Source organism: Devosia beringensis (genome assembly GCF_014926585.1).
GTDB classification, from domain to species: Bacteria; Pseudomonadota; Alphaproteobacteria; order Rhizobiales; family Devosiaceae; genus Devosia; species Devosia beringensis.
On record NZ_CP045422.1, the window covers coordinates 775,024 to 792,606 of the forward strand.

Annotated in this window: 17 protein-coding genes; 6 read left to right on the forward strand and 11 right to left on the reverse strand. The window is 65.6% G+C overall.

Annotation, left to right across the window (positions count from 1 at the left end):
* Positions 1 to 3 precede the first annotated feature (3 nt).
* On the forward strand, positions 4 to 903 hold the full coding sequence (locus GDR53_RS03840) for a patatin-like phospholipase family protein (protein ID WP_193336780.1): 900 nt from the start codon (positions 4 to 6) through the stop codon (positions 901 to 903).
* 81 nt (positions 904 to 984) lie between these two features.
* Positions 985 to 1,353: a DoxX family protein gene (locus tag GDR53_RS03845; RefSeq protein ID WP_193336781.1), complete on the forward strand. Its 369-nt coding sequence runs from the start codon at positions 985 to 987 to the stop codon at positions 1,351 to 1,353.
* An 18-nt stretch (positions 1,354 to 1,371) separates the two neighbouring features.
* On the opposite strand, the gene GDR53_RS03850 is transcribed toward GDR53_RS03845, so the two are convergent.
* Together GDR53_RS03850 and GDR53_RS03855 are read right to left on the reverse strand one after the other, a co-directional pair.
* A complete protein-coding gene (locus GDR53_RS03850; protein WP_193336782.1) occupies positions 1,372 to 2,439 on the reverse strand; it encodes a sensor histidine kinase in 1,068 nt (355 codons plus the stop codon).
* A 113-nt stretch (positions 2,440 to 2,552) separates the two neighbouring features.
* Positions 2,553 to 2,987 (reverse strand): nucleoside deaminase, encoded by a 435-nt coding sequence (locus GDR53_RS03855; RefSeq protein ID WP_232846721.1) that lies wholly within the window; start codon positions 2,985 to 2,987, stop codon positions 2,553 to 2,555.
* 115 nt (positions 2,988 to 3,102) lie between these two features.
* Here GDR53_RS03855 and mutL point away from each other — a divergent pair, with 115 nt between their 5' ends.
* Together mutL and GDR53_RS03865 are read left to right on the forward strand one after the other, a co-directional pair.
* Positions 3,103 to 4,947, forward strand: a complete 1,845-nt coding sequence (gene mutL / locus GDR53_RS03860) for a DNA mismatch repair endonuclease MutL (RefSeq protein ID WP_193336783.1) — start codon at positions 3,103 to 3,105, stop codon at positions 4,945 to 4,947.
* A gap of 362 nt (positions 4,948 to 5,309) precedes the next feature.
* On the forward strand, positions 5,310 to 5,744 hold the full coding sequence (locus GDR53_RS03865; protein ID WP_193336784.1) for a hypothetical protein: 435 nt from the start codon (positions 5,310 to 5,312) through the stop codon (positions 5,742 to 5,744).
* A gap of 101 nt (positions 5,745 to 5,845) precedes the next feature.
* On the opposite strand, the gene edd is transcribed toward GDR53_RS03865, so the two are convergent.
* The 4 genes from edd to GDR53_RS03885 form a co-directional block, all read right to left on the reverse strand.
* Complete coding sequence (gene edd, locus GDR53_RS03870; protein ID WP_193336785.1) at positions 5,846 to 7,660, reverse strand: phosphogluconate dehydratase; 1,815 nt, start codon at positions 7,658 to 7,660, stop codon at positions 5,846 to 5,848.
* A gap of 68 nt (positions 7,661 to 7,728) precedes the next feature.
* The gene (pgl, locus tag GDR53_RS03875; RefSeq protein ID WP_193336786.1) at positions 7,729 to 8,433 is read right to left on the reverse strand and encodes a 6-phosphogluconolactonase; all 705 of its coding nucleotides are present in this window, start codon (positions 8,431 to 8,433) and stop codon (positions 7,729 to 7,731) included.
* Positions 8,433 to 9,914, reverse strand: a complete 1,482-nt coding sequence (zwf, locus tag GDR53_RS03880) for a glucose-6-phosphate dehydrogenase (RefSeq protein ID WP_193336787.1) — start codon at positions 9,912 to 9,914, stop codon at positions 8,433 to 8,435. The genes pgl and zwf overlap by 1 nt, the downstream gene beginning before the upstream one ends.
* A gap of 29 nt (positions 9,915 to 9,943) precedes the next feature.
* On the reverse strand, positions 9,944 to 10,879 hold the full coding sequence (locus GDR53_RS03885) for a BadF/BadG/BcrA/BcrD ATPase family protein (protein ID WP_193336788.1): 936 nt from the start codon (positions 10,877 to 10,879) through the stop codon (positions 9,944 to 9,946).
* Between the two features lie 211 nt (positions 10,880 to 11,090).
* Between GDR53_RS03885 and cobU the strand changes: the two genes are divergently transcribed.
* Complete coding sequence (gene cobU, locus GDR53_RS03890) at positions 11,091 to 11,639, forward strand: bifunctional adenosylcobinamide kinase/adenosylcobinamide-phosphate guanylyltransferase (RefSeq protein ID WP_193336789.1); 549 nt, start codon at positions 11,091 to 11,093, stop codon at positions 11,637 to 11,639.
* Positions 11,640 to 11,644: 5 nt separating this feature from the next.
* Here the strand turns inward: cobU and cbiB are convergent, their stop codons facing one another.
* The 4 genes from cbiB to cobA are packed head-to-tail and all read right to left on the reverse strand — an operon-like array spanning position 11,645 to position 16,190.
* Positions 11,645 to 12,607: an adenosylcobinamide-phosphate synthase CbiB gene (gene cbiB / locus GDR53_RS03895; protein WP_193336790.1), complete on the reverse strand. Its 963-nt coding sequence runs from the start codon at positions 12,605 to 12,607 to the stop codon at positions 11,645 to 11,647.
* Entirely contained in the window at positions 12,607 to 14,070 is a 1,464-nt protein-coding gene (locus GDR53_RS03900; RefSeq protein ID WP_232846722.1) for a cobyric acid synthase, read from the reverse strand. Before GDR53_RS03900 ends, cbiB begins: the two co-directional genes overlap by 1 nt.
* A 1-nt stretch (position 14,071) precedes the next feature.
* Positions 14,072 to 15,388 (reverse strand): cobyrinate a,c-diamide synthase, encoded by a 1,317-nt coding sequence (locus GDR53_RS03905; protein ID WP_193336791.1) that lies wholly within the window; start codon positions 15,386 to 15,388, stop codon positions 14,072 to 14,074.
* The gene (cobA, locus tag GDR53_RS03910) at positions 15,354 to 16,190 is read right to left on the reverse strand and encodes a uroporphyrinogen-III C-methyltransferase (RefSeq protein ID WP_193336792.1); all 837 of its coding nucleotides are present in this window, start codon (positions 16,188 to 16,190) and stop codon (positions 15,354 to 15,356) included. Before cobA ends, GDR53_RS03905 begins: the two co-directional genes overlap by 35 nt.
* A gap of 41 nt (positions 16,191 to 16,231) precedes the next feature.
* Between cobA and GDR53_RS03915 the strand changes: the two genes are divergently transcribed.
* Complete coding sequence (locus tag GDR53_RS03915; protein WP_193336793.1) at positions 16,232 to 16,987, forward strand: cobalt-precorrin-6A reductase; 756 nt, start codon at positions 16,232 to 16,234, stop codon at positions 16,985 to 16,987.
* Here the strand turns inward: GDR53_RS03915 and GDR53_RS03920 are convergent.
* Complete coding sequence (locus GDR53_RS03920) at positions 16,921 to 17,364, reverse strand: cobalamin biosynthesis protein (RefSeq protein WP_193336794.1); 444 nt, start codon at positions 17,362 to 17,364, stop codon at positions 16,921 to 16,923. The genes GDR53_RS03915 and GDR53_RS03920 overlap by 67 nt on opposite strands.
* Positions 17,365 to 17,583 lie beyond the last annotated feature (219 nt).

Consider the following 17,583-nt stretch of genomic DNA (forward strand, 5'->3'; position numbering starts at 1 on the left):
GACATGAGCACGATTTCTGGTCCGAGAATTGGCGTGGCCTTGGGCGGCGGCTCGGCCCGTGGCCTTACCCATATTCCTTATATCGAGGCCATGGACGAGCTGGGGCTGCGGCCCTCGGTGATTTCGGGCACCTCGATTGGCGCACTGATCGGGGCCGGCTGGGCCGCCGGCATGACCGGGGCGGAACTGCGCGAGCATTCCTATGCCGTGCTGGGCACCATGCGGACGATCGCGACCAAACTCTGGGCCATCCAGCTGCGCGGCCTGGGCGGCATTCTCAAGAACGGCATTTCGATGCAGCTCGATGCCTCGAGCATCGTCGACAGCTTCATTCCCGACGGTTTCCCGCTCGAATTCAAGGATCTCAAGATCCCGCTCTATGTGGTGGCGACCGATTTCCAGAGCTGGCACCAGGTGGTGTTCAATTCAGGCGCGCTGCGGCCGGCCATTGCCGGCTCAATCGCCATACCGAGCCTGTTCAAACCCGTCACCTATGCCAATCACATCCTGGTCGACGGCGGCGTGGTCAATCCGCTGCCGCTCGACCAGGCCGATATCGGCACCGATTTCCTCATCGGCATCGACGTCAATGGTGATCCATCCGAGGGCATAGCCAAGACCGACCACAAGGCGCTCGACCTGTGGTTCGGCTCGGCGCAGATCATGATGCACTCGCTGACCGCCCATATGATGGCAGCCTATCCGCCCGACATCTATATCAGGCCCCATGTCGCCAATTTCGGCGCGCTCGAATTCTGGCGGGTGCGCGAGATCGTCTCGCATGCCGAGGCCGAGAAGGATCGCTTCAAGCGTATCCTGGCGCAGAAGATCGAGGACTATATCCAGGGCCGACTGCCCGCCATTGGCAGCCCGGCAGGCCGACGGACCGGCACGGCGAAATAATTGCGGTCGCCGTCGAAAGCTGCTCCCCTTCATTCGTCATGGTGCTGAGGCAGCAATCAGGCTGCGGATACGGGGACGACAATGGTACTGGCGGGCTGGATTCTGAGCGGATTGCTGATCGTGTTTATCCTGGGGGCCTCGGTGGCGCCCAAACTGCTGGGCCTGCAGGCGGCCATCGATCCGCTCACCGTGGTGGGCTGGCCGCTCAAATACATGCTGCTGATCGGCAGCATCGAGTTGGCCTGCATGGTGCTCTACGCCTTTCCGCGCACCGCCCTGCTCGGCGCGGTGCTGATGACCGGACTGCTGGCGGCGGCGCTGGCTGCCAATCTGCGGGTGGACAATCCACTCTGGAGCCACACGCTGTTCAGCGTCTATTTCGGCGTGGCCATGTGGGCAGCTTTGTGGCTGCGCGAGCCGAAAATCCGGAATGTGTTTCCGTTTACCTAGCGCCGGACGCGGCCAGGCTCAGGCGGAGCGCTCGGACTGCATGGCGGCCAGGTCGGCCGACAGTTGACACTGCAGGCCATCGGGATGGAATTCGAGGACGACACTGGCCGGGGCGCCCGGCAGGCCGGCCCGGATCAGTCTGGTACCGAAACCCTTGCCGACCGGCTCGATCACTTGCGGGCCGCCCTGTTCGCGCCAGCGCAGCACGAAGCTGGGCTGGCCGTCGATGTCCTCGATGCCCCAGTCGATGCTGACCACGCCATCGGGCGCGGAGAGCGCGCCATATTTGGTGGCATTGGTGCCCAGCTCGTGCAGGATCATGGACAGCGACAGTGCCGGGCGCGAGGCCAGCTTGACCGGCGGGCCATCGACCAGGAAGCGGGACTGCAACTGATCGCCATGCAGGTCGACCACCTTGCGCACAATCTCCTGTACACCGGCCTGACCCACCATGCCCAGGATCACCATGTCCTGCGCCTCGGCCAGGACGGTGATCCGGTCGGTGATCGCCTTGGCGATAGTGGGCAAGTCCGACTGGCTGCGCATGGACTGGGTGACAATGGCCTGGACGATCGAGAGCTGGTTCTTCAGGCGATGGCCGATTTCATGCGACAGCACCTGCTGCTCGCGCTCGCTCTGGGCCAGCGTCAGGTTGGACTGCTGCAGGGATTTGGCCAGCTCGGACATGGATTCGCGCTCGGCCTGCAAGTGCTGGGCGGTCACGGTGACGCCGTGGATGATGAAGATATCGACAGTGACGATGAAGGCATAAAAGCCCAGCGCCGTCAGCGCGCCCGGATTGAGATCGAGGGAATAGGCGGGCGCAATGAAGAAGAACCAGGCGGCCAGGCCACAGAGGATTGCCGAGACGATGCCCGGCCACAGCCCGGCCAGCAGCGTCGTGACGATGACAGCCGGAAAGAAGGTCAGATAGGGGAAACCCGGTGGCAGCGCGTCATTGATAGCATAGCGCACCGCCAAGGCCAGCACGAACAGGCCAAAAGCGAGAGACCAACGGAATTGCGGCGAGCGTTCGCGGGTGACGATACGCTGCAGTGCTGCCGTAAAACTGCCTTGGTCGCTCAAGCATCACCTCGCAGGGCTCAATTTCGTTTCACCCATGGCAGGCTAATTCACGCCGAGCAACAGCATTAACGTGATTGGTACGGCTTCGATCCACGGCCTGGATCATTTCCGGGTCAGCGCTCGCGCAGGCCGCGGAAGAAATCCTTGAGCAGGGTCTCCGCCCGATCAGCGCCGATGCCGGAAATGACCTCGGGCTGGTGATGGCAGCTGGGCTGCCGGAACAGCCGCACGCCATTTTCCACCGCGCCGGCCTTGGTGTCCTCGGCGGCAAAGTAGACGCGGCGAAGCCGCGTATGGGCGATGGCGCCGGCGCACATGGCGCAGGGCTCGAGCGTCACATAGAGATCGCAGCCATCCAGCCGTCCGGTGCCGCGTTTGGCCAAGGCGGCGCGCATGGCCAGCAGTTCGGCATGGGCGGTGGGATCGTTGAGCGCCTGCATGCGGTTGCGCTCGGCGGCCAGCACCACATCGCCCTCCATGATGACCGCGCCGACCGGGGCCTCGCCCAGGGCGGCGGCCTCCTCGGCCAGCGCCAGAGCGTGGTTCATCGGTGTGCTGAAAGGGCTCGCCATGGCGTGGTGATAGTGGCCGGGGGCAAATTGCACAAGCGGGTCGGAAAGGCCGGGCGAACCGCCTATATTGGCGCCTCAGGAGAATCGCCCTTTGCCCATCCGCCAGCTACCCGAAGACCTGATCAACCGCATCGCTGCCGGCGAGGTGGTGGAGCGGCCCGCCAGCGTGGTCAAGGAATTGGTGGAAAATGCCATCGATGCCGGCGCCAACCGGATCGTGGTGACCACGGCGGGCGGCGGCAAGACCCTGTTGCGCATCGAGGATGACGGGCACGGCATGGACGAGGCCGATCTGGTGCTGTCGGTGGAGCGGCACGCGACCTCCAAGCTGAGCACTGACGATCTCGACGATATCCGCAGCCTCGGCTTTCGCGGCGAGGCGCTCGCCTCGATCGGCTCGGTGGCCGAGCTGAGCATCGCCTCGCGCCCGGCCGATGCCGAAAGCGGGCTGGCCATCTCGGTCCGCAATGGCGTGCGCTCCGGGCCGGTGCCGCAGGCGCTCAACCGGGGCACGGTGGTGGAGGTCAAGAACCTCTTTGCCAATGTCCCTGCCCGGCTCAAATTCCTCAAGACCGACCGCGGCGAAGCGGGTGCCATTACCGATGTGCTCAAGCGACTGGCGATGGCCAATCCGGGCGTGCATTTCGTACTCAATGGCAGCGACCGTTCACCCGCCAACTGGCCAGCCGTCAGCGGCACGGGCGCCCTGCCCGCCCGGCTGGCGCAGGTGATCGGCGATGATTTCGCGCAGAACGCGGTGACGCTGGGGCATAGCCGGCACGGCGTGGTGGTGGCGGGCCTGGCGGGCCTGCCGACCTATACGCGTGCCAATAGCCTCAGCCAGTTCTTCTTCGTCAATGGCCGCTCGGTGCGTGACAAGGTGCTGGTGGGCGCGGTGCGCGCGGCCTATGCCGATTATATCTTCCGCGACCGCTTTCCGGTGGTGGCGCTCTATGTGGCGATCGATCCAGCAGAAGTTGACGTCAATGTCCACCCGGCCAAGGCCGAGTTGCGCTTCCGCGATGGCGGGGCGGTGCGCAGCGCGGTGATAAGGGCGATTGGCGAGGCCCTGGCGGCAGCAGGCTTCAAGGCCTCGAGCAGCGTGGCCGACGATGTGCTGGGGGCGTTTACCGCGCCCGGCCAGCAACCGGCCACGACACCGCAGGCGCCGACCGGTTCGCCGTCCGCCTTCCCCTATCGGGCTGCCCAGCCGCTGCCCTTTGCCGGCTATGAGCGGGTCACCGGCACCGGCCGCAGCAACCCATTCTCGCCCGCTTACGGCCAGGGTGGCCTTGAGGGCCTCAACGAGCCGAGCGCCCGCGTCGAGGCCGAAGCCGACCCCGCTCTGATCGATTTTCCGCTTGGCACCGCGCGGGCGCAGATGTTCGACAATTTCATCATCGCCCAGAATGGCGAGGGCCTGCTGCTGGTCGACCAGCACGCCGCCCATGAGCGGCTGGTCTATGAGCGGTTCAAGGCGCAGCTGGCATCCGGCCCGGTGCCCAGCCAGGCGCAGTTGATCCCGCTGGTGGTAGAGCTGCCCGAGGAGGATTGCGCGCGGCTCGAAGAGGCCGCGCCGGAACTGGAAAGGTTCGGACTCTATCTCGAACGCTTCGGTCCGCGCGCCATTGCCGTGCGCGAGACCCCGGCTTTGCTGGGCAGTTCGGACATTGATGGCCTGGTGCGCGATATCGCCGACGGCCTGGCCGAATGGGATTCCATCGCTGCGGTCAGCGATCGCATGGAGGCCATCATCGCCCGCATGGCTTGCCACGGCTCGGTGCGGTCGGGCCGCCGGCTGCGGGTGGACGAAATGAACGCCCTGCTGCGCGACATGGAAGCAACGCCCCATTCGGGCCAGTGCATCCACGGCCGGCCGACCTATGTCGAGCTCAAGCAAAAGGACATCGAGCGGTTGTTCGGGCGGAGTCGTTAACGAATCACTCTCGATTCACGGTATCTGTTCATGCAATGTTCTCTTGAACAAAGAGGGAACAATTATGCGTGAGGGCGCTATTGGATTTGTTTGGGTGATGTCGTCGAAATTTGTCGGCCGAGCCAACGATTGGGCATGGCCAAGGCCATTGCCCGGCTGAGCCGAACCCCAACTGACATGACCGCACGGCACGGCGCCTTGCCCGGCCACGGCGGGGAATTGCCGCGATAGCCGGCGAAGCTCACGCCCGTCCCGCATCACTGACTGAACGCCGTCAACCTGCCCGCCGGCGTAACCCGGCGGCACGGAAAAGCACGCCTATTGATCCTTTGCACCCAGTTTGCCAACAACAGGAAATAGCCATGCGCATCAGCCTGCTTATCCTGGTCTGCATCCTGTCAGCGACCAGGCCCAGCCTTGCCCAATTTTACACCGTGCCCGCGCCCCATGATCCGGGCCGTCCGGCAACAGGCGTGGTTCACGTTCCGGTGGGGAGCGCGGAGGGGCTGCACCAGTTGGAAAGCGCCGCCTGGCGGGGAGACCGTCGCGCCTCGGCGCTGCTGGCGGCGCTGCTGCAGGACCGGCCGGAGATCGCGGACGGGCTCGTCACATCCGCCCTGCACTTTCAGGTGGCGATCGCTGCAGGATATACTGATCTGGACGGGCTGAGCGCCCAAGCGGTGGCACGGCTGTCAGCTGAGCAAAGCCTGGCCTACCAGAAGGCGCTGCCGCTCTGGGTTCCAGAAGGCGGCAGGTCCGTGATGGCCGGCCTCAAAGGGCGATGCCTGACCTGGTAGGCGCCCTGCCAGCAGCCTGAGCCATTCCGCCATAGGCATCATGGCCTTCTCGCCTCAAATCGCTCCGCAGAAGCGTTTTGGCTCTGCGGGTCGGCTCGACGCTACTGAAACACGCTCGCGCCCTTGTCGGCGACGCCGACCATGGCGCGGAAGCCGGCGAAGAGTTCGCGGCCCATGCCGAAATGCTGGCTGGTGAGATCTTCGGTGGCCAGGGGCCGGGCGAAGAATTCGGCTTCGTCGCCGAGGAAGGTCAGCGTGCCGGCATTGGCGTCCAGCCGGATCATGTCGCCGTCGCGGATGCGGGCGATGGGTCCGCCATTGACCGCTTCAGGCGTCATGTGGATGGCGGCGGGCACCTTGCCGGAGGCGCCGGACATGCGGCCATCGGTGAGCAGGGCCACCTGGAAGCCGCGATCCTGCAGGATGCCCAAAGGCGGCGTCAGCTTGTGCAGTTCGGGCATGCCGAGCGCCTTGGGGCCGGAAAAGCGCACCACCGCGATCATATCGCCATTGAGCTGGCCGGCCTTGAACGCCACCTGCAGCGCTTCCTGGCCGTGGAACACCTTGGCGGGTGCCTCGATGACGCGGTGCTCGGGCTTGACGGCGGAGACCTTGATCACCGAGCGGCCGAGATTGCCGCTGAGGAGCTTCAGGCCACCCGTTTCCTGGAAGGGCGTCGCCACCTTGGTCAGCACCTTGGGCAAAGCCGATTCCTTGGGCGAAGCCTCATAGGCCAGCTTGTCTTCGATCAGCTTGGCTTCCACCGTATAGTTTGAGAGGCCATTGCCCCAGACCGTCTTGACGTCCTCGTGCAGGTGGCCGCTTTCGAGCAGTTCCTGGATCAGGAAACCCATGCCGCCGGCGGCGTGGAAATGGTTCACGTCGGCCACGCCATTGGGATAGACGCGGGCCAGCAGCGGGGTAGCGTCGCTGAGGTCGCTCATGTCGTCCCAGGTCACCTGCAGGCCAGCAGCGGCAGCGATCGCGATCAGGTGCATGGTGTGGTTGGTCGAGCCGCCGGTGGCGTGCAGGCCGACCAGGCCATTGACGATGGCCTTTTCGTCCACGATGTGGCCGACCGGGGTATAGTTGTTGCCCATGGCGCTGAGCGAGAGCGCGCGCACGCTGGCCTCGCGGGTCAGGGCATCGCGCAAAGGCGTGCCGGGATTGACGAAGCTGGCGCCCGGCAGGTGCAGACCCATGATTTCCATGAGCATCTGGTTGGAATTGGCGGTGCCGTAGAAGGTGCAGGTGCCGGCCGAATGGTATGACTTGGACTCGGCCTCGAGCAGTTCGGCGCGGCCGACCTTGCCCTCCATATAGAGCTGGCGGACCTTGGACTTTTCGTCATTGGGCAGGCCCGAGGGCATGGGGCCGGCGGGCACGAAGACAGCCGGCAGATGGCCGAAGGTCAGCGCGCCGATCAGCAGGCCCGGGACGATCTTGTCGCAGATGCCGAGATAAACGGCGGCGTCGAACATGTTGTGGCTGAGCGAAATGGCCGTGGCCATGGCAATGACGTCGCGGCTGAACAGGCTGAGGTCCATGCCCGGCTGGCCCTGGGTGACGCCGTCACACATGGCGGGCACGCCGCCGGCGACCTGGGCGGTGGCGCCAATGCTGCGCGCGGCTTCCTTGATGATATCGGGATAGAATTGATAAGGCTGATGGGCGCTCAGCATATCATTATAGCTGGTGACGATGCCCAGATTGAGCGCCTTGCTGCCGGCCAGCTGCGCCTTTTCGGCGGGGGTGCAGGCAGCAAAGGCGTGAGCGAGATTGCCGCAGGACAGCACCGTGCGGTTGACCCCGGCTTCGCGGGCGCCTTCGAGACGGCTCAGATAATCGGCGCGGCTGTCGCGGCTGCGTGCGGCGATGCGATCGGTAACATCCTGGATGGCCTGACGGACAGACATAGGCGAGCTCCTGGTTTAGCTGGAGCCCTTCGTGGCCAGAGCGGTCGATTGGGGAGCGCTGAGGGGACTTAGGGGCACCAGTAGACGTTGACGGCGTGACCGGAGCGCAGGACGGCGCGAATGGGCATGTCCGCGACCGGACCATCCCCCAAAGCAGCGTCCAGCACGGCGGCCTTTTCCTCCCCCTCGATATGAAGGTACAGCCCATCCGCGCGGAGGAGACGCGGCAGGGTAAAGGTGATGCGCGGTTCGCCCGCGCCGGGGGCGCGGATCGCCAGGGTTGGCCCCTCGGCGGTCAGCGCTTCATCAAGCGTGTCGCCGCCCGGGAAGAACGAGGCCGTATGGCCATCATTGCCCATGCCCAGCACGACGGCGGCAAACTGCTCGGGCAGGCCTTCCAGCAGGGTATTGGTGCGGCCGACGGCAGCGGCATCGGGTTCGTCGCCGCCCGAAAAAAGCGGAAAGAAGCGCGCCACGGCGGCCGGGCCCTGAAGCATGCGTTCATTGACCAGCAGGGCATTGGAGCGCTCGCTGGTCTCGTCGACCCAGCGTTCGTCGACCAGGGTGACGATGACCTTGGACCAGTCGATGTCCTTGGTCTTGCCCAGATTGAGGAAGAAACGGCCCGGGGTGGAGCCCCCGCTGACGGCGATGGCGGCCTCGCCCCGCTCGGCGATCGCAGTGCGAATGCGGTCGGCCACGGCCTCGGCCAGTTCCATGGCCAGGGTGGGCTTGTCGGCAAAGCTGCGGCGCTCGAGCACGGGCTGGGTCATCAGTCTTCGCCTTCGTACCAAGTGCGGCCGTCGCGTTCGATCAGGGCATAGGAGCCGCTGGGGCCCCAGGTGCCGGCGACATAGGACTGTGGCGGCTCGGAAGCACGCTCCCAGGCCTCGCGGATCGGATCTACCCACTTCCAGGCGGCCTCGAGCTCGTCGCGGCGCATGAACAGGGTCTGGCTGCCACGGATGACGTCGAGCAGCAGGCGCTCATAGGCTTCGGGCGTGCGCTCGGTAAAGGTATCGGCAAAGCTCAGGTTGAGCGGGACTTCGCGCAGGCGCATGCCGCCCGGGCCCGGATCCTTGATCATCATCATCATCTTGACGCCCTCGCCGGGCTGCAGGCGGATGATCAGCTTGTTGGCCTTGGGCGCGCCCTCGGCATGATCGAAGATGGAATGGGGGATCGGCTTGAACTGGATGCAGATTTCCGACACGCGGCTGGCCATGCGCTTGCCGGTGCGGAAATAGAAGGGTACGCCGGCCCAGCGCCAGTTCTCGATCTCGACCTTGAGGGCGACGAAGGTCTCGGTGCGGCTGCCCTTCTTGTCGGCGGGCAGTTCGTCCTGGTAGCTGGCCACCGAGGTGGTCTCCGAGCTGACCCCCTTGTACTGGCCGCGCACGGTGTTCTTGGCGACGTCGCCATTGGTGATGGGCTTGAGCGAGCGCAGCACCTTGAGCTTTTCGTCGCGCAGCGCATCGGCATCGTCGCTGGCCGGCGGCTCCATGGCCACCAGGCACAGCAACTGCAGCATGTGATTCTGGATCATGTCGCGCAGGGCGCCGGATTCGTCGTAATAGCCGCGCGTGCCGGCGCCGACGCTTTCGGCGACGGTGAGCTGGACGTGGTCGATATGGGCGGAGTTCCAGATCGGCTCGAACATGGTGTTGGCAAAGCGCAGCGCCAAAAGGTTCTGCACCGTCTCTTTGCCGAGATAGTGGTCGATGCGGTAGACCTGATCTTCCTTGAAGATCTTGGCCACGCCATCGTTGATTTCCATCGACGAGGCCAGGTCATGGCCAAGCGGCTTTTCGATCACCACGCGGGAATCGCGCCGATAGACCTTGGTCTTGGAGAGCTGCTCGGCAATGGGCTCGAACAGGTCGGGCGCCACGGCCAGGTAGAAGGCGCGGATGATCTTGGGATCGTCGCGTAAGGCCTTCTTGATATCGCCCCAGCCGGCCGGATTGCTGACGTCGTTGACGATGTAGGAGAAGATCTTGACGAAGCGGTCAACGGTCCCCTTGTGGTGATATTCCTCTTCGACGAACTCTGTGACGGCATCGCGCGCCAGTTCCTGGAATTCGGCGTCGCTCAGCTTGGTGCGCGAGACGCCGATGATGCGGCTGGTCTCGTCGAACTGGCCATCCAGGAAGCGGTGATAAAGCGCCGGGATCAGCTTGCGCTTGGTCAGGTCGCCGGTGGCGCCAAAGACCACATAGTCGAAGGGCTGGACGGGGATGATGCGGCTGGACACTGGAATAAGTCCCTGGTTTGACGGTCGGGTCACGAGAAATTCTGCCTGGCAAGGATCACCGCGCCATGCAGCGGCTCGAAGCGCGGCAACATGACGAAGTCGCCATAGCGCTGCTGCAGGAGGGGAAAGAGCCGCTGGCCGAAGCCGCCGACAATGGCCATGACCCTGGCATTGCGCGCCTTGAACCATTGCACATAGGTTTCAATATAGCCCAGCTGCAGCTCGAGCAGTTTCTGGGCAACCGGATCGCCCTGCTCGAGGTGCTCGATGAACAGCGGCATCAGCTTTCCGAACTCCGCCGGGGCGCGGCCGATCAACACGTCGTCGCAGCCCTCCGAGCCGTCGCGGCTGATGATCTTGAGGTCCATGTCGGTGGCGAAGGACCAGGTCATGACGCCTTGGTTGCTGCCGCCGAGCGCGGCGATTACCGCCTTCGTCAGCGGCGAGGCCGCGACCAGACCGTCCTCGGCCTCCACCGCATAGCGCACCAGTTCGCGGCCGAGGATGGCGCCGCTCATCTGGTCACCGACCTGGAAGCCCCAGCCGCCAGCCTGGTGGCGCTGGCCATCGACCACGGCCATGGCCGCCGAACCGGTGCCGACAATGATGACCGCGCCCTCTTCGCCACCCAGGGCGCCAGCATGGGCGATATCGATATCGTCATAGACCTTGACCCCGGCAAAGGGCCAGGCGCGGGCGGCAAATTCATCGCGGGCGCTGTCCATGCGGCCACCGGCCATGCCGAAGCAGGCGTAGGTATTGGCGGTTTCAGCATAATCGAGCCCGGCGGCCGCGAAAGCGTCGCGCGTTCCATCAAGAATGGCCTTGTAGGCCGGCTCGCCATCGTCGATCTGCAGATTGGAGCGGCCGTTCTTGACCTCGGCCAGGGTCACCAGATTTTCATCGGCCAGACGCACGCGGCAATTGGTACCGCCGCCATCAACGCCAAGATAGTATCTGGTCACGCTCACAGTCTCCGACTTCAGCAAGGGGATTCTAGGGGGTCGTTTCGGCGCGGACCATAGTGCGAAAGCTGCTAAGACGAAAGTAGGATAAGCCACAAAATCGCCCTGCCAAGGGCTCAGGCCGCATGGCTTGCCTGCACGCGGCAGACAGGCGGTACGGTCCGGACGGTTTTGGTGCATTATCGCACCGATGAACAGATGGAGGCCGAAGATGACTCGACATGTGCTGGTGCTGGGTGGTGCCCGATCAGGCAAGACCGCCTTTGCCGAAAGCTTGGCGCTGCGCAGCGGCAACACGCCGGTCTATCTGGCTACCGCCGAGGTGCTCGATGGCGAGATGCGCGACCGGGTGGCGAGCCACCAGGCCGGGCGCGCCGGGCAGTTCGCCACCATCGAGGAGCCGCTGGCGCTGTCGCGGACCCTGGTCAAGGCAGCCAAAAGCCATGACGTCATCCTGGTCGATTGCCTGACCCTATGGATCACCAACCTGCTGATCGCAGGCGAAAATGTGTCCCACCAGGTCGAGAAGCTGGGCGAGACGCTGGGCCAGCTGCAGCAGACCCGGATCATCATGGTCAGCAATGAGGTTGGGCTGGGCATCGTGCCGGACAACGCCATGGCCCGCACCTTCCGCGACCTGGCGGGCAGCGCGCATCAGCGCCTGGCCGAGATCTGCGACGATGTCTATTTCGTCATTGCCGGGCTGCCGATGACGCTCAAGGGCGAGCCGCCGATCCCCACAATGGGGCTGACACAGTAGGCGCGCTAACCCAGCGCCATGCCGAGGGCAACGAGCAGGCTCACCACCGCCAGCACGGTCAGGGTCATGCGGTAGAGGTCGAGCGCGCGAGCGATGTGATAGGGACCAAGCACAGACTCGCCCTGCCCCATGGTCGGCAGGTCGATGACCTCGCCGTCATAGCTTCTGGGTCCGCCCAGCGACAGGCCGAGGGCGCCGGCAAAGGCGGCCTCCGGCCAACCCGAATTGGGCGAGCGGTGCTTGCCCGCATCGCGCAGCGCTGCCTGCCAGGCCTTGCTGGGACTGGCGCCGGGAACGAAGAAGCAGGCCATGGTGACCAGCACGGCGGTCAGCCGTGCCGGCAGCAGATTGACCAGATCGTCGAGCCGGGCGGCGGCCCAGCCGAAGTCGACATAGCGCTCGTTCTTGTGGCCGATCATCGAGTCGGCGGTGTTGATGGCCTTGTAGATCGCGATGCCCGGCAGGCCGAGCAGGACCAGCCAGAACCAGGGGGCCACCACGCCGTCGGAGGTGCTTTCGGCCAGGGTTTCGATGGCGGCACGGGAGACGCCGGCCGTATCGAGCTGCTGGGGATCGCGGCCGACAATGTGGCTGACCATGCCGCGACCGGCGTCAAGCGAGGTCAGCAGGGCATCGGCCACCGCCTGCACGGCGCGGCCGAGTTCCTTTTGCGCCAGAAAGGCCGTGGCCAGCACGGCTTCAAGCACAAAGCCCAGGGGAATGAGGCGCAGGATCTGCTGAGTGACGACCGCGATCACCAGAGTCAGGCCGGTCAGCAGCAGCATGGCCACCACGCCGCGCAGCCGCCGCTGCTGCGGGGTCTGGCCGACGCGGTAGAGGCGCGCCTCAAGCCAGCTGAGCAGGTTGCCCATCCACATTACCGGATGACCGATGCGGGCGAGGATAGCGGGGGGATAACCCAGCCAGCGCTCGAGCAGCAGAGCGAGGGGGGCGATAAAGGCGTGCATCACGGTAACCTGACCGGTTGGGCGAGCCCGAGCAGGGCGTCGAGATCGAGATGGCGTTCGAGATGGGCGGCGAGAGCGTCGAGCGTGGTGTCGATACTGGCCTCATAGGCGAAGTCGGGCGCGGCGACATTGCCCAGCATCGCCCGGCGGAACGCGTCGGCGGCAAACAGGCCATGCAGGTAGGTCCCGGACACGCGTCCGTTGCTACTGACCGCACCCTCATTATGTTCACCAATTCGGGCAAACGGTCGTGACACATCGAATCCCATGCTCATGCCCATATGCATGTGATAGCCGGCAATAGCGGTGCCCGAAGCCAGGTGAATGGCCTGTTCCACGCGCAGCTGCTTGACGGGGGTCAGCACGGTTTCGATGTCCAGGAGACCCAGGCCCTCGCTGGTGCCCGGCGCGCCCTCTATCCCCTCGGGGTCGGCTATCGAGCGGCCCAGCATCTGGTAGCCGCCGCAAATGCCCAGAATCTTGCCCCCGGCCCGGTGATGGGCGGCGATGTCGATGTCCCAACCATTCTCGCGCAGGGCTGCGAGGTCACTGCGGGTCGCCTTGGAGCCGGGCAGGATGACGAGATCGGCGTGACGCGGGATGGCCTCACCCGGTTGCACCAGCACCAGCCTTACCCCCGGCTCGGCCCGCAGCGGATCGAGATCGTCGAAATTGGCGATGCGCGGCAGTTGCGGCACGGCGATGGTGAAGGTGCCGGACCCGCCGGTGCCATAGTCGACCAGCGCCAGCACGTCCTCGGCGGGGAGCCTGGTCGCGTCGGCGAACCAGGGCACGGGGCCCAAGCACGGCACGCCGGTGCGCGCGGCGATGAACGCTATCCCCGTAGCAAAGAGGGTCGGATCACCCTGGAACTTGTTGATCAGGCTGGCGCGGATCAGGACCGCATCGGCCGGATCGATGACCGCAAAAGTGCCGACCACCGAGGCGATGACGCCGCCGCGATTGATGTCCCCCACCAGCACGACCGGCACGCCGGCGGCCTGGGCAAAACCGAAATTGGCAATGTCATTGGCGCGCAGATTGACCTCGGAGGCGCTGCCGGCGCCCTCGACGATGACGATGTCCACGTCGGAAGCCAGCTCGCGGAAAGCTGACAATACCTCGGGCATCAGCTTGCCGCGCTCGGCCCAGTAGGAGCGCGCGGTCATGGAGGCGCGGCGCTGGCCGCGCACCACGACCTGGGCACCGGTTTCCTGCTCGGGCTTGAGCAGGACCGGATTCATGGCGGTGAGCGGTTGGCGACGGGCAGCCCGGGCCTGCAGCGCCTGGGCCCGGCCGATCTCGCCGCCATCCATGGTGACGGCGGCATTGTTGCTCATGTTCTGTGGCTTGAACGGGGCGACCCTGAGGCCCCGATTGGCCAGTGCCCGACACAGGCCCGCCACCAGCAGCGACTTGCCGACATCCGAGCCGGTTCCCATGAACATCAGCGCCTTGGCCATGTTATCCCCGATCCACCACATGGGCATATGATCCCATCACGCGACCAATGACGGCGCCCATGGGGGGCATGGCATCGCCGCGGGCATCGGTGGCGGTGAACAAAGGAGGCAAACGCGACTGTTTGGCGGAGGAATAGTGGAATTCGTGACCGTTCAGATGTGATGGCCAGGGCAGATCGCCCGATTGCACCAGGCGCCGGTAGCCAAGAATGCGCTTGGGGCGATCGATGCGGGTGGTGACCGGCAAAAGGCCTGCCATGGCGTGGCTGGTACCCGACTTGTCGACCAAAGCCTCGCCCAGCACCATGAAGCCACCGCACTCGCCATAGATCAGCGCGTTGCGGTCGCGGGTGGCCAGCAGGCCCGCTTTGAAGGCGCTGGCAGCAGCGAGGGTGGCGCCATGCAGCTCGGGATAGCCACCGGGCAGAAAGACCGCATCGGCATCGGCGGCGGGCGCCTCGTCGGCCAAAGGCGAGAAGAAGCTTAGCTCGGCCCCCATGGCGCGCCAGCCGTCGAGCAGGTGCGGATAGGCAAAGGCGAAGGCATCGTCGCGGGCAATGGCGATGCGCTGGCCGAGCGGGGCGAGGCCGGTTGTGCCGGTCTCGCTGTCAGCGAGCGGGGCGGCGATGGCCCGGAACCTGGCCAGATCGACATAGTCACCCAAGGCCGTGGCTGCCTCGTCGAGAAAACCCGAAAAGGCGGAGACCTCACCGGGCAGGACCAGGCCGAGATGGCGCTCGGGCAGGACCAGAGCCGGGTTGCGCGGAATGGCGCCGAGGCAGGGGATGCCGGTGGCGGCCAGGGCATCGACCAGCATGCGCTCATGCTTGGTGGAGGCGACGCGGTTGAGGATGACGCCGGCGACGCGGACGCCAACGCGCCAATTGGCAAAGCCGGCCACCAGCGGCGCGACCGACTGGCTCTGGCGGTCCGCATCGACGACCATGACCACGGGGAGCTCGAGCAATTCCGCAAGGTCGGCGGTGGAGCCGAAGCCATCGGCGGCGCCATCAAACAGGCCCATGACGCCCTCGACCAGCAGCAAATCGGCGCCGGTGGCCTGCATGGCCGCCAACTGCTTGATGCGGCGGGGCGCCATCGACCAGGGGTCGAGATTGACCGCATCGCGCAAAGCGGCGCGACCGAGAAAGGTCGGATCAATATAGTCTGGCCCGGTCTTGGCGGGTGCCACGACGACCCCCTGGCGGCGCAGGGCGGCGAGCAGGCCGAGCGTGACCACGGTCTTGCCCGAGCCGGAGCGCGGCGCGGCGATGACGATGCCCTTAGCCAAAGATGTGTCCCCGCATTTCCCCGACATACCAGTCGAGCGAGTCGCGATACTGGCTGACGGGGCCGAGCACGACAATGGCCGGGGTCGGCACGTCGCGCAGGCTGGCCGCCTCGGCCAAGGTGGTTTCGATGACGCTCTGCTGCGGCGTGGCGGCATGGGAGACGATGGCGAGGCGCTCATCGCCAGGGCGGCCGGCGGCCAGCAGTTTTTCGGCAATCGGGCCGAGATGCTTGACCGCCATGAACATGACGATGACGGGCGCCGCCCCGGCAACGGCGGGCCAGTTGACGCCATGCGGCACGGCGCCGGTTTCGTCATGGCCGGTAAGGAAGAGCACCGCCTGGTTGGTATCGCGATGAGTGACCGGAATGCCGGCATAGGCGAGCCCGCCAAGCCCGGCGGAGATGCCCGGCACGATGCGGAAGGGGACGCCCGCCGCGGCCAGCGCACCGGCCTCCTCGCCGCCGCGGCCGAACATATAGGGGTCGCCCCCCTTGAGGCGCAGCACGCGCCTATTGGCCTGGGCCAGGGCGATGAGCTGCAGCGATATGTCGGTCTGCTTAGGCGACGGCCTGCCACCGCGCTTGCCGGCAAAGATGCGCTCGACATGGGTCGGAGCCATGGCAAGCAGGTCGGGCGAGACCAGCGCATCATGGACGATGACATCGGCCTGGCCCAGGGCGTGATAGGCCAGTAGCGAGACCAGGCCCGGGCCGCCGGGACCGGCGCCGACCAGCCAGACCGTACCAGGCTGCAGCGGCGGAAAGTCAGCATGGTCGAGCGCGGCGAAGTGGGCGGCGCGGCGCCGTTTGCGGATCCAGCCGAACATCAGAACGTGACCTCTTGAGACGGCCATGGCATGGGGGCACAATGACGCCGAAGCGAGACCGCGAGAGCATGAACATCCTGATCCTGGGCGGCACGTCGGAGGCGCGCGACCTGGCCAGTCGTCTGGTGGCGCTGGGCCATGCCGTGACCAGTTCGCTGGCCGGGCGCACGCAGGCGCCGATCCTGCCTGCAGGCGCGGTGCGGGTCGGCGGCTTTGGCGGCGCCAGTGGCCTTGGCGCTTTTCTGCGCAGCGCCGGGATCGAACGGCTGGTGGATGCCACCCATCCCTATGCCGGGACGATTTCCCGCAATGCCGTGGCGGCGGCGCAGGAGAGCGGCGTGCCCCTGGTGCGGCTGATGCGGCCGGCATGGGAGCAGTCCGAGGGCGCCGACTGGACCATTGTCGAGAGTGCCGCCGAAGCTGCCGCCATAGTGCCCGACGGCACCAACGTGCTGCTGACGACGGGCCATACCGGCCTTGAGGCATTTTTCGAGCGCAGCGATTGCCGCTTCGTCGTGCGGCTGATCGAGGCCCCGGCCCTGCCCGTCCCGGCGTATGCCAAGCTGCTGCAGCGCCGCCCGCCGTATGGGCTGGAGGACGAAATAGACCTGCTTGAGCGCGAGAGGATCACTCATCTGGTCAGCAAGAATTCGGGTGGCGCACAGACCGTGGCCAAGCTGGAAGCGGCCCGGCGGCTCGGGGTCAAAGTGATCATGATTGCCCGCCCCGCCTATGGACCGGCAATCGAGGTGAGCAGCGTCGAGGACGCCATCACCGCGCTGGAACTGGACGGCTGACCAAAGATGTCGAGGCTGAAGCCGGGGGCACAGCGCGCCAGGGCGCAGGTAGCGAAGGCGGACTGACGCCGGTAGAGATGCAGGGGGCCGGCCATCGATGCCACCGCTTCGGCGAGGCCGGGACCCGCGCCGCACAGATCATCCTCGTCGAACAGGCGCAGCGGCACGTCAAAATGCAGAGCCAGCGGCAGCAGCAGCGGGCTGGTCTGCCGGCGCCTGTGGGTGCCAATGGCGACCAGTTGGTCGGAGTGGAGACCGGATTCAGCCAGGCATGCCTGCAGCAGCGCAATGAGCTCGCCCGCACTGGCCGCCGAGGCAAAGCCCATGCCGGCGACAAAACTCTGGTGCGGGGCGTTTACCCCTGAACTGGCCGTCATCATCGCCTCTCACAGCAAGAGGCAGGTTCGCTCAAGACCGTTGCAGCTCCGGACTAGGTCCCCGATTTGGGTCGACCGCACCGAATTCTGTTTCAGTTCCGTCGGGGGAACTCTGCGCATTTTTCCGTTCTAGGCGGGGAGAAGCCCGTGGTCAATCAATGGCTTGGCCCGATCGGGCGCCAGATGGGAATGCTTCTGAAAATGATTTGCAAATTCAAC

Excerpts from the sequence above, each read along its gene's own strand:
- cobU (WP_193336789.1), top strand. The coding sequence starts at position 11,091 with ATGACTCGACATGTGCTGGTGCTGGGTGGTGCCCGATCAGGCAAGACC.
- GDR53_RS03900 (WP_232846722.1), bottom strand. The coding sequence starts at position 14,070 with ATGGCCAAGGCGCTGATGTTCATGGGAACCGGCTCGGATGTCGGCAAG.
- GDR53_RS03840 (WP_193336780.1), top strand. The coding sequence starts at position 4 with ATGAGCACGATTTCTGGTCCGAGAATTGGCGTGGCCTTGGGCGGCGGC.
- GDR53_RS03845 (WP_193336781.1), top strand. The coding sequence starts at position 985 with ATGGTACTGGCGGGCTGGATTCTGAGCGGATTGCTGATCGTGTTTATC.
- edd (WP_193336785.1), bottom strand. The coding sequence starts at position 7,660 with ATGTCTGTCCGTCAGGCCATCCAGGATGTTACCGATCGCATCGCCGCA.
- GDR53_RS03915 (WP_193336793.1), top strand. The coding sequence starts at position 16,232 with ATGACGCCGAAGCGAGACCGCGAGAGCATGAACATCCTGATCCTGGGC.
- GDR53_RS03855 (WP_232846721.1), bottom strand. The coding sequence starts at position 2,987 with ATGAACCACGCTCTGGCGCTGGCCGAGGAGGCCGCCGCCCTGGGCGAG.
- GDR53_RS03920 (WP_193336794.1), bottom strand. The coding sequence starts at position 17,364 with ATGACGGCCAGTTCAGGGGTAAACGCCCCGCACCAGAGTTTTGTCGCC.
- cbiB (WP_193336790.1), bottom strand. The coding sequence starts at position 12,607 with ATGCACGCCTTTATCGCCCCCCTCGCTCTGCTGCTCGAGCGCTGGCTG.
- GDR53_RS03865 (WP_193336784.1), top strand. The coding sequence starts at position 5,310 with ATGCGCATCAGCCTGCTTATCCTGGTCTGCATCCTGTCAGCGACCAGG.
- cobA (WP_193336792.1), bottom strand. The coding sequence starts at position 16,190 with ATGTTCGGCTGGATCCGCAAACGGCGCCGCGCCGCCCACTTCGCCGCG.
- GDR53_RS03905 (WP_193336791.1), bottom strand. The coding sequence starts at position 15,388 with ATGTCGGGGAAATGCGGGGACACATCTTTGGCTAAGGGCATCGTCATC.
- pgl (WP_193336786.1), bottom strand. The coding sequence starts at position 8,433 with ATGACCCAGCCCGTGCTCGAGCGCCGCAGCTTTGCCGACAAGCCCACC.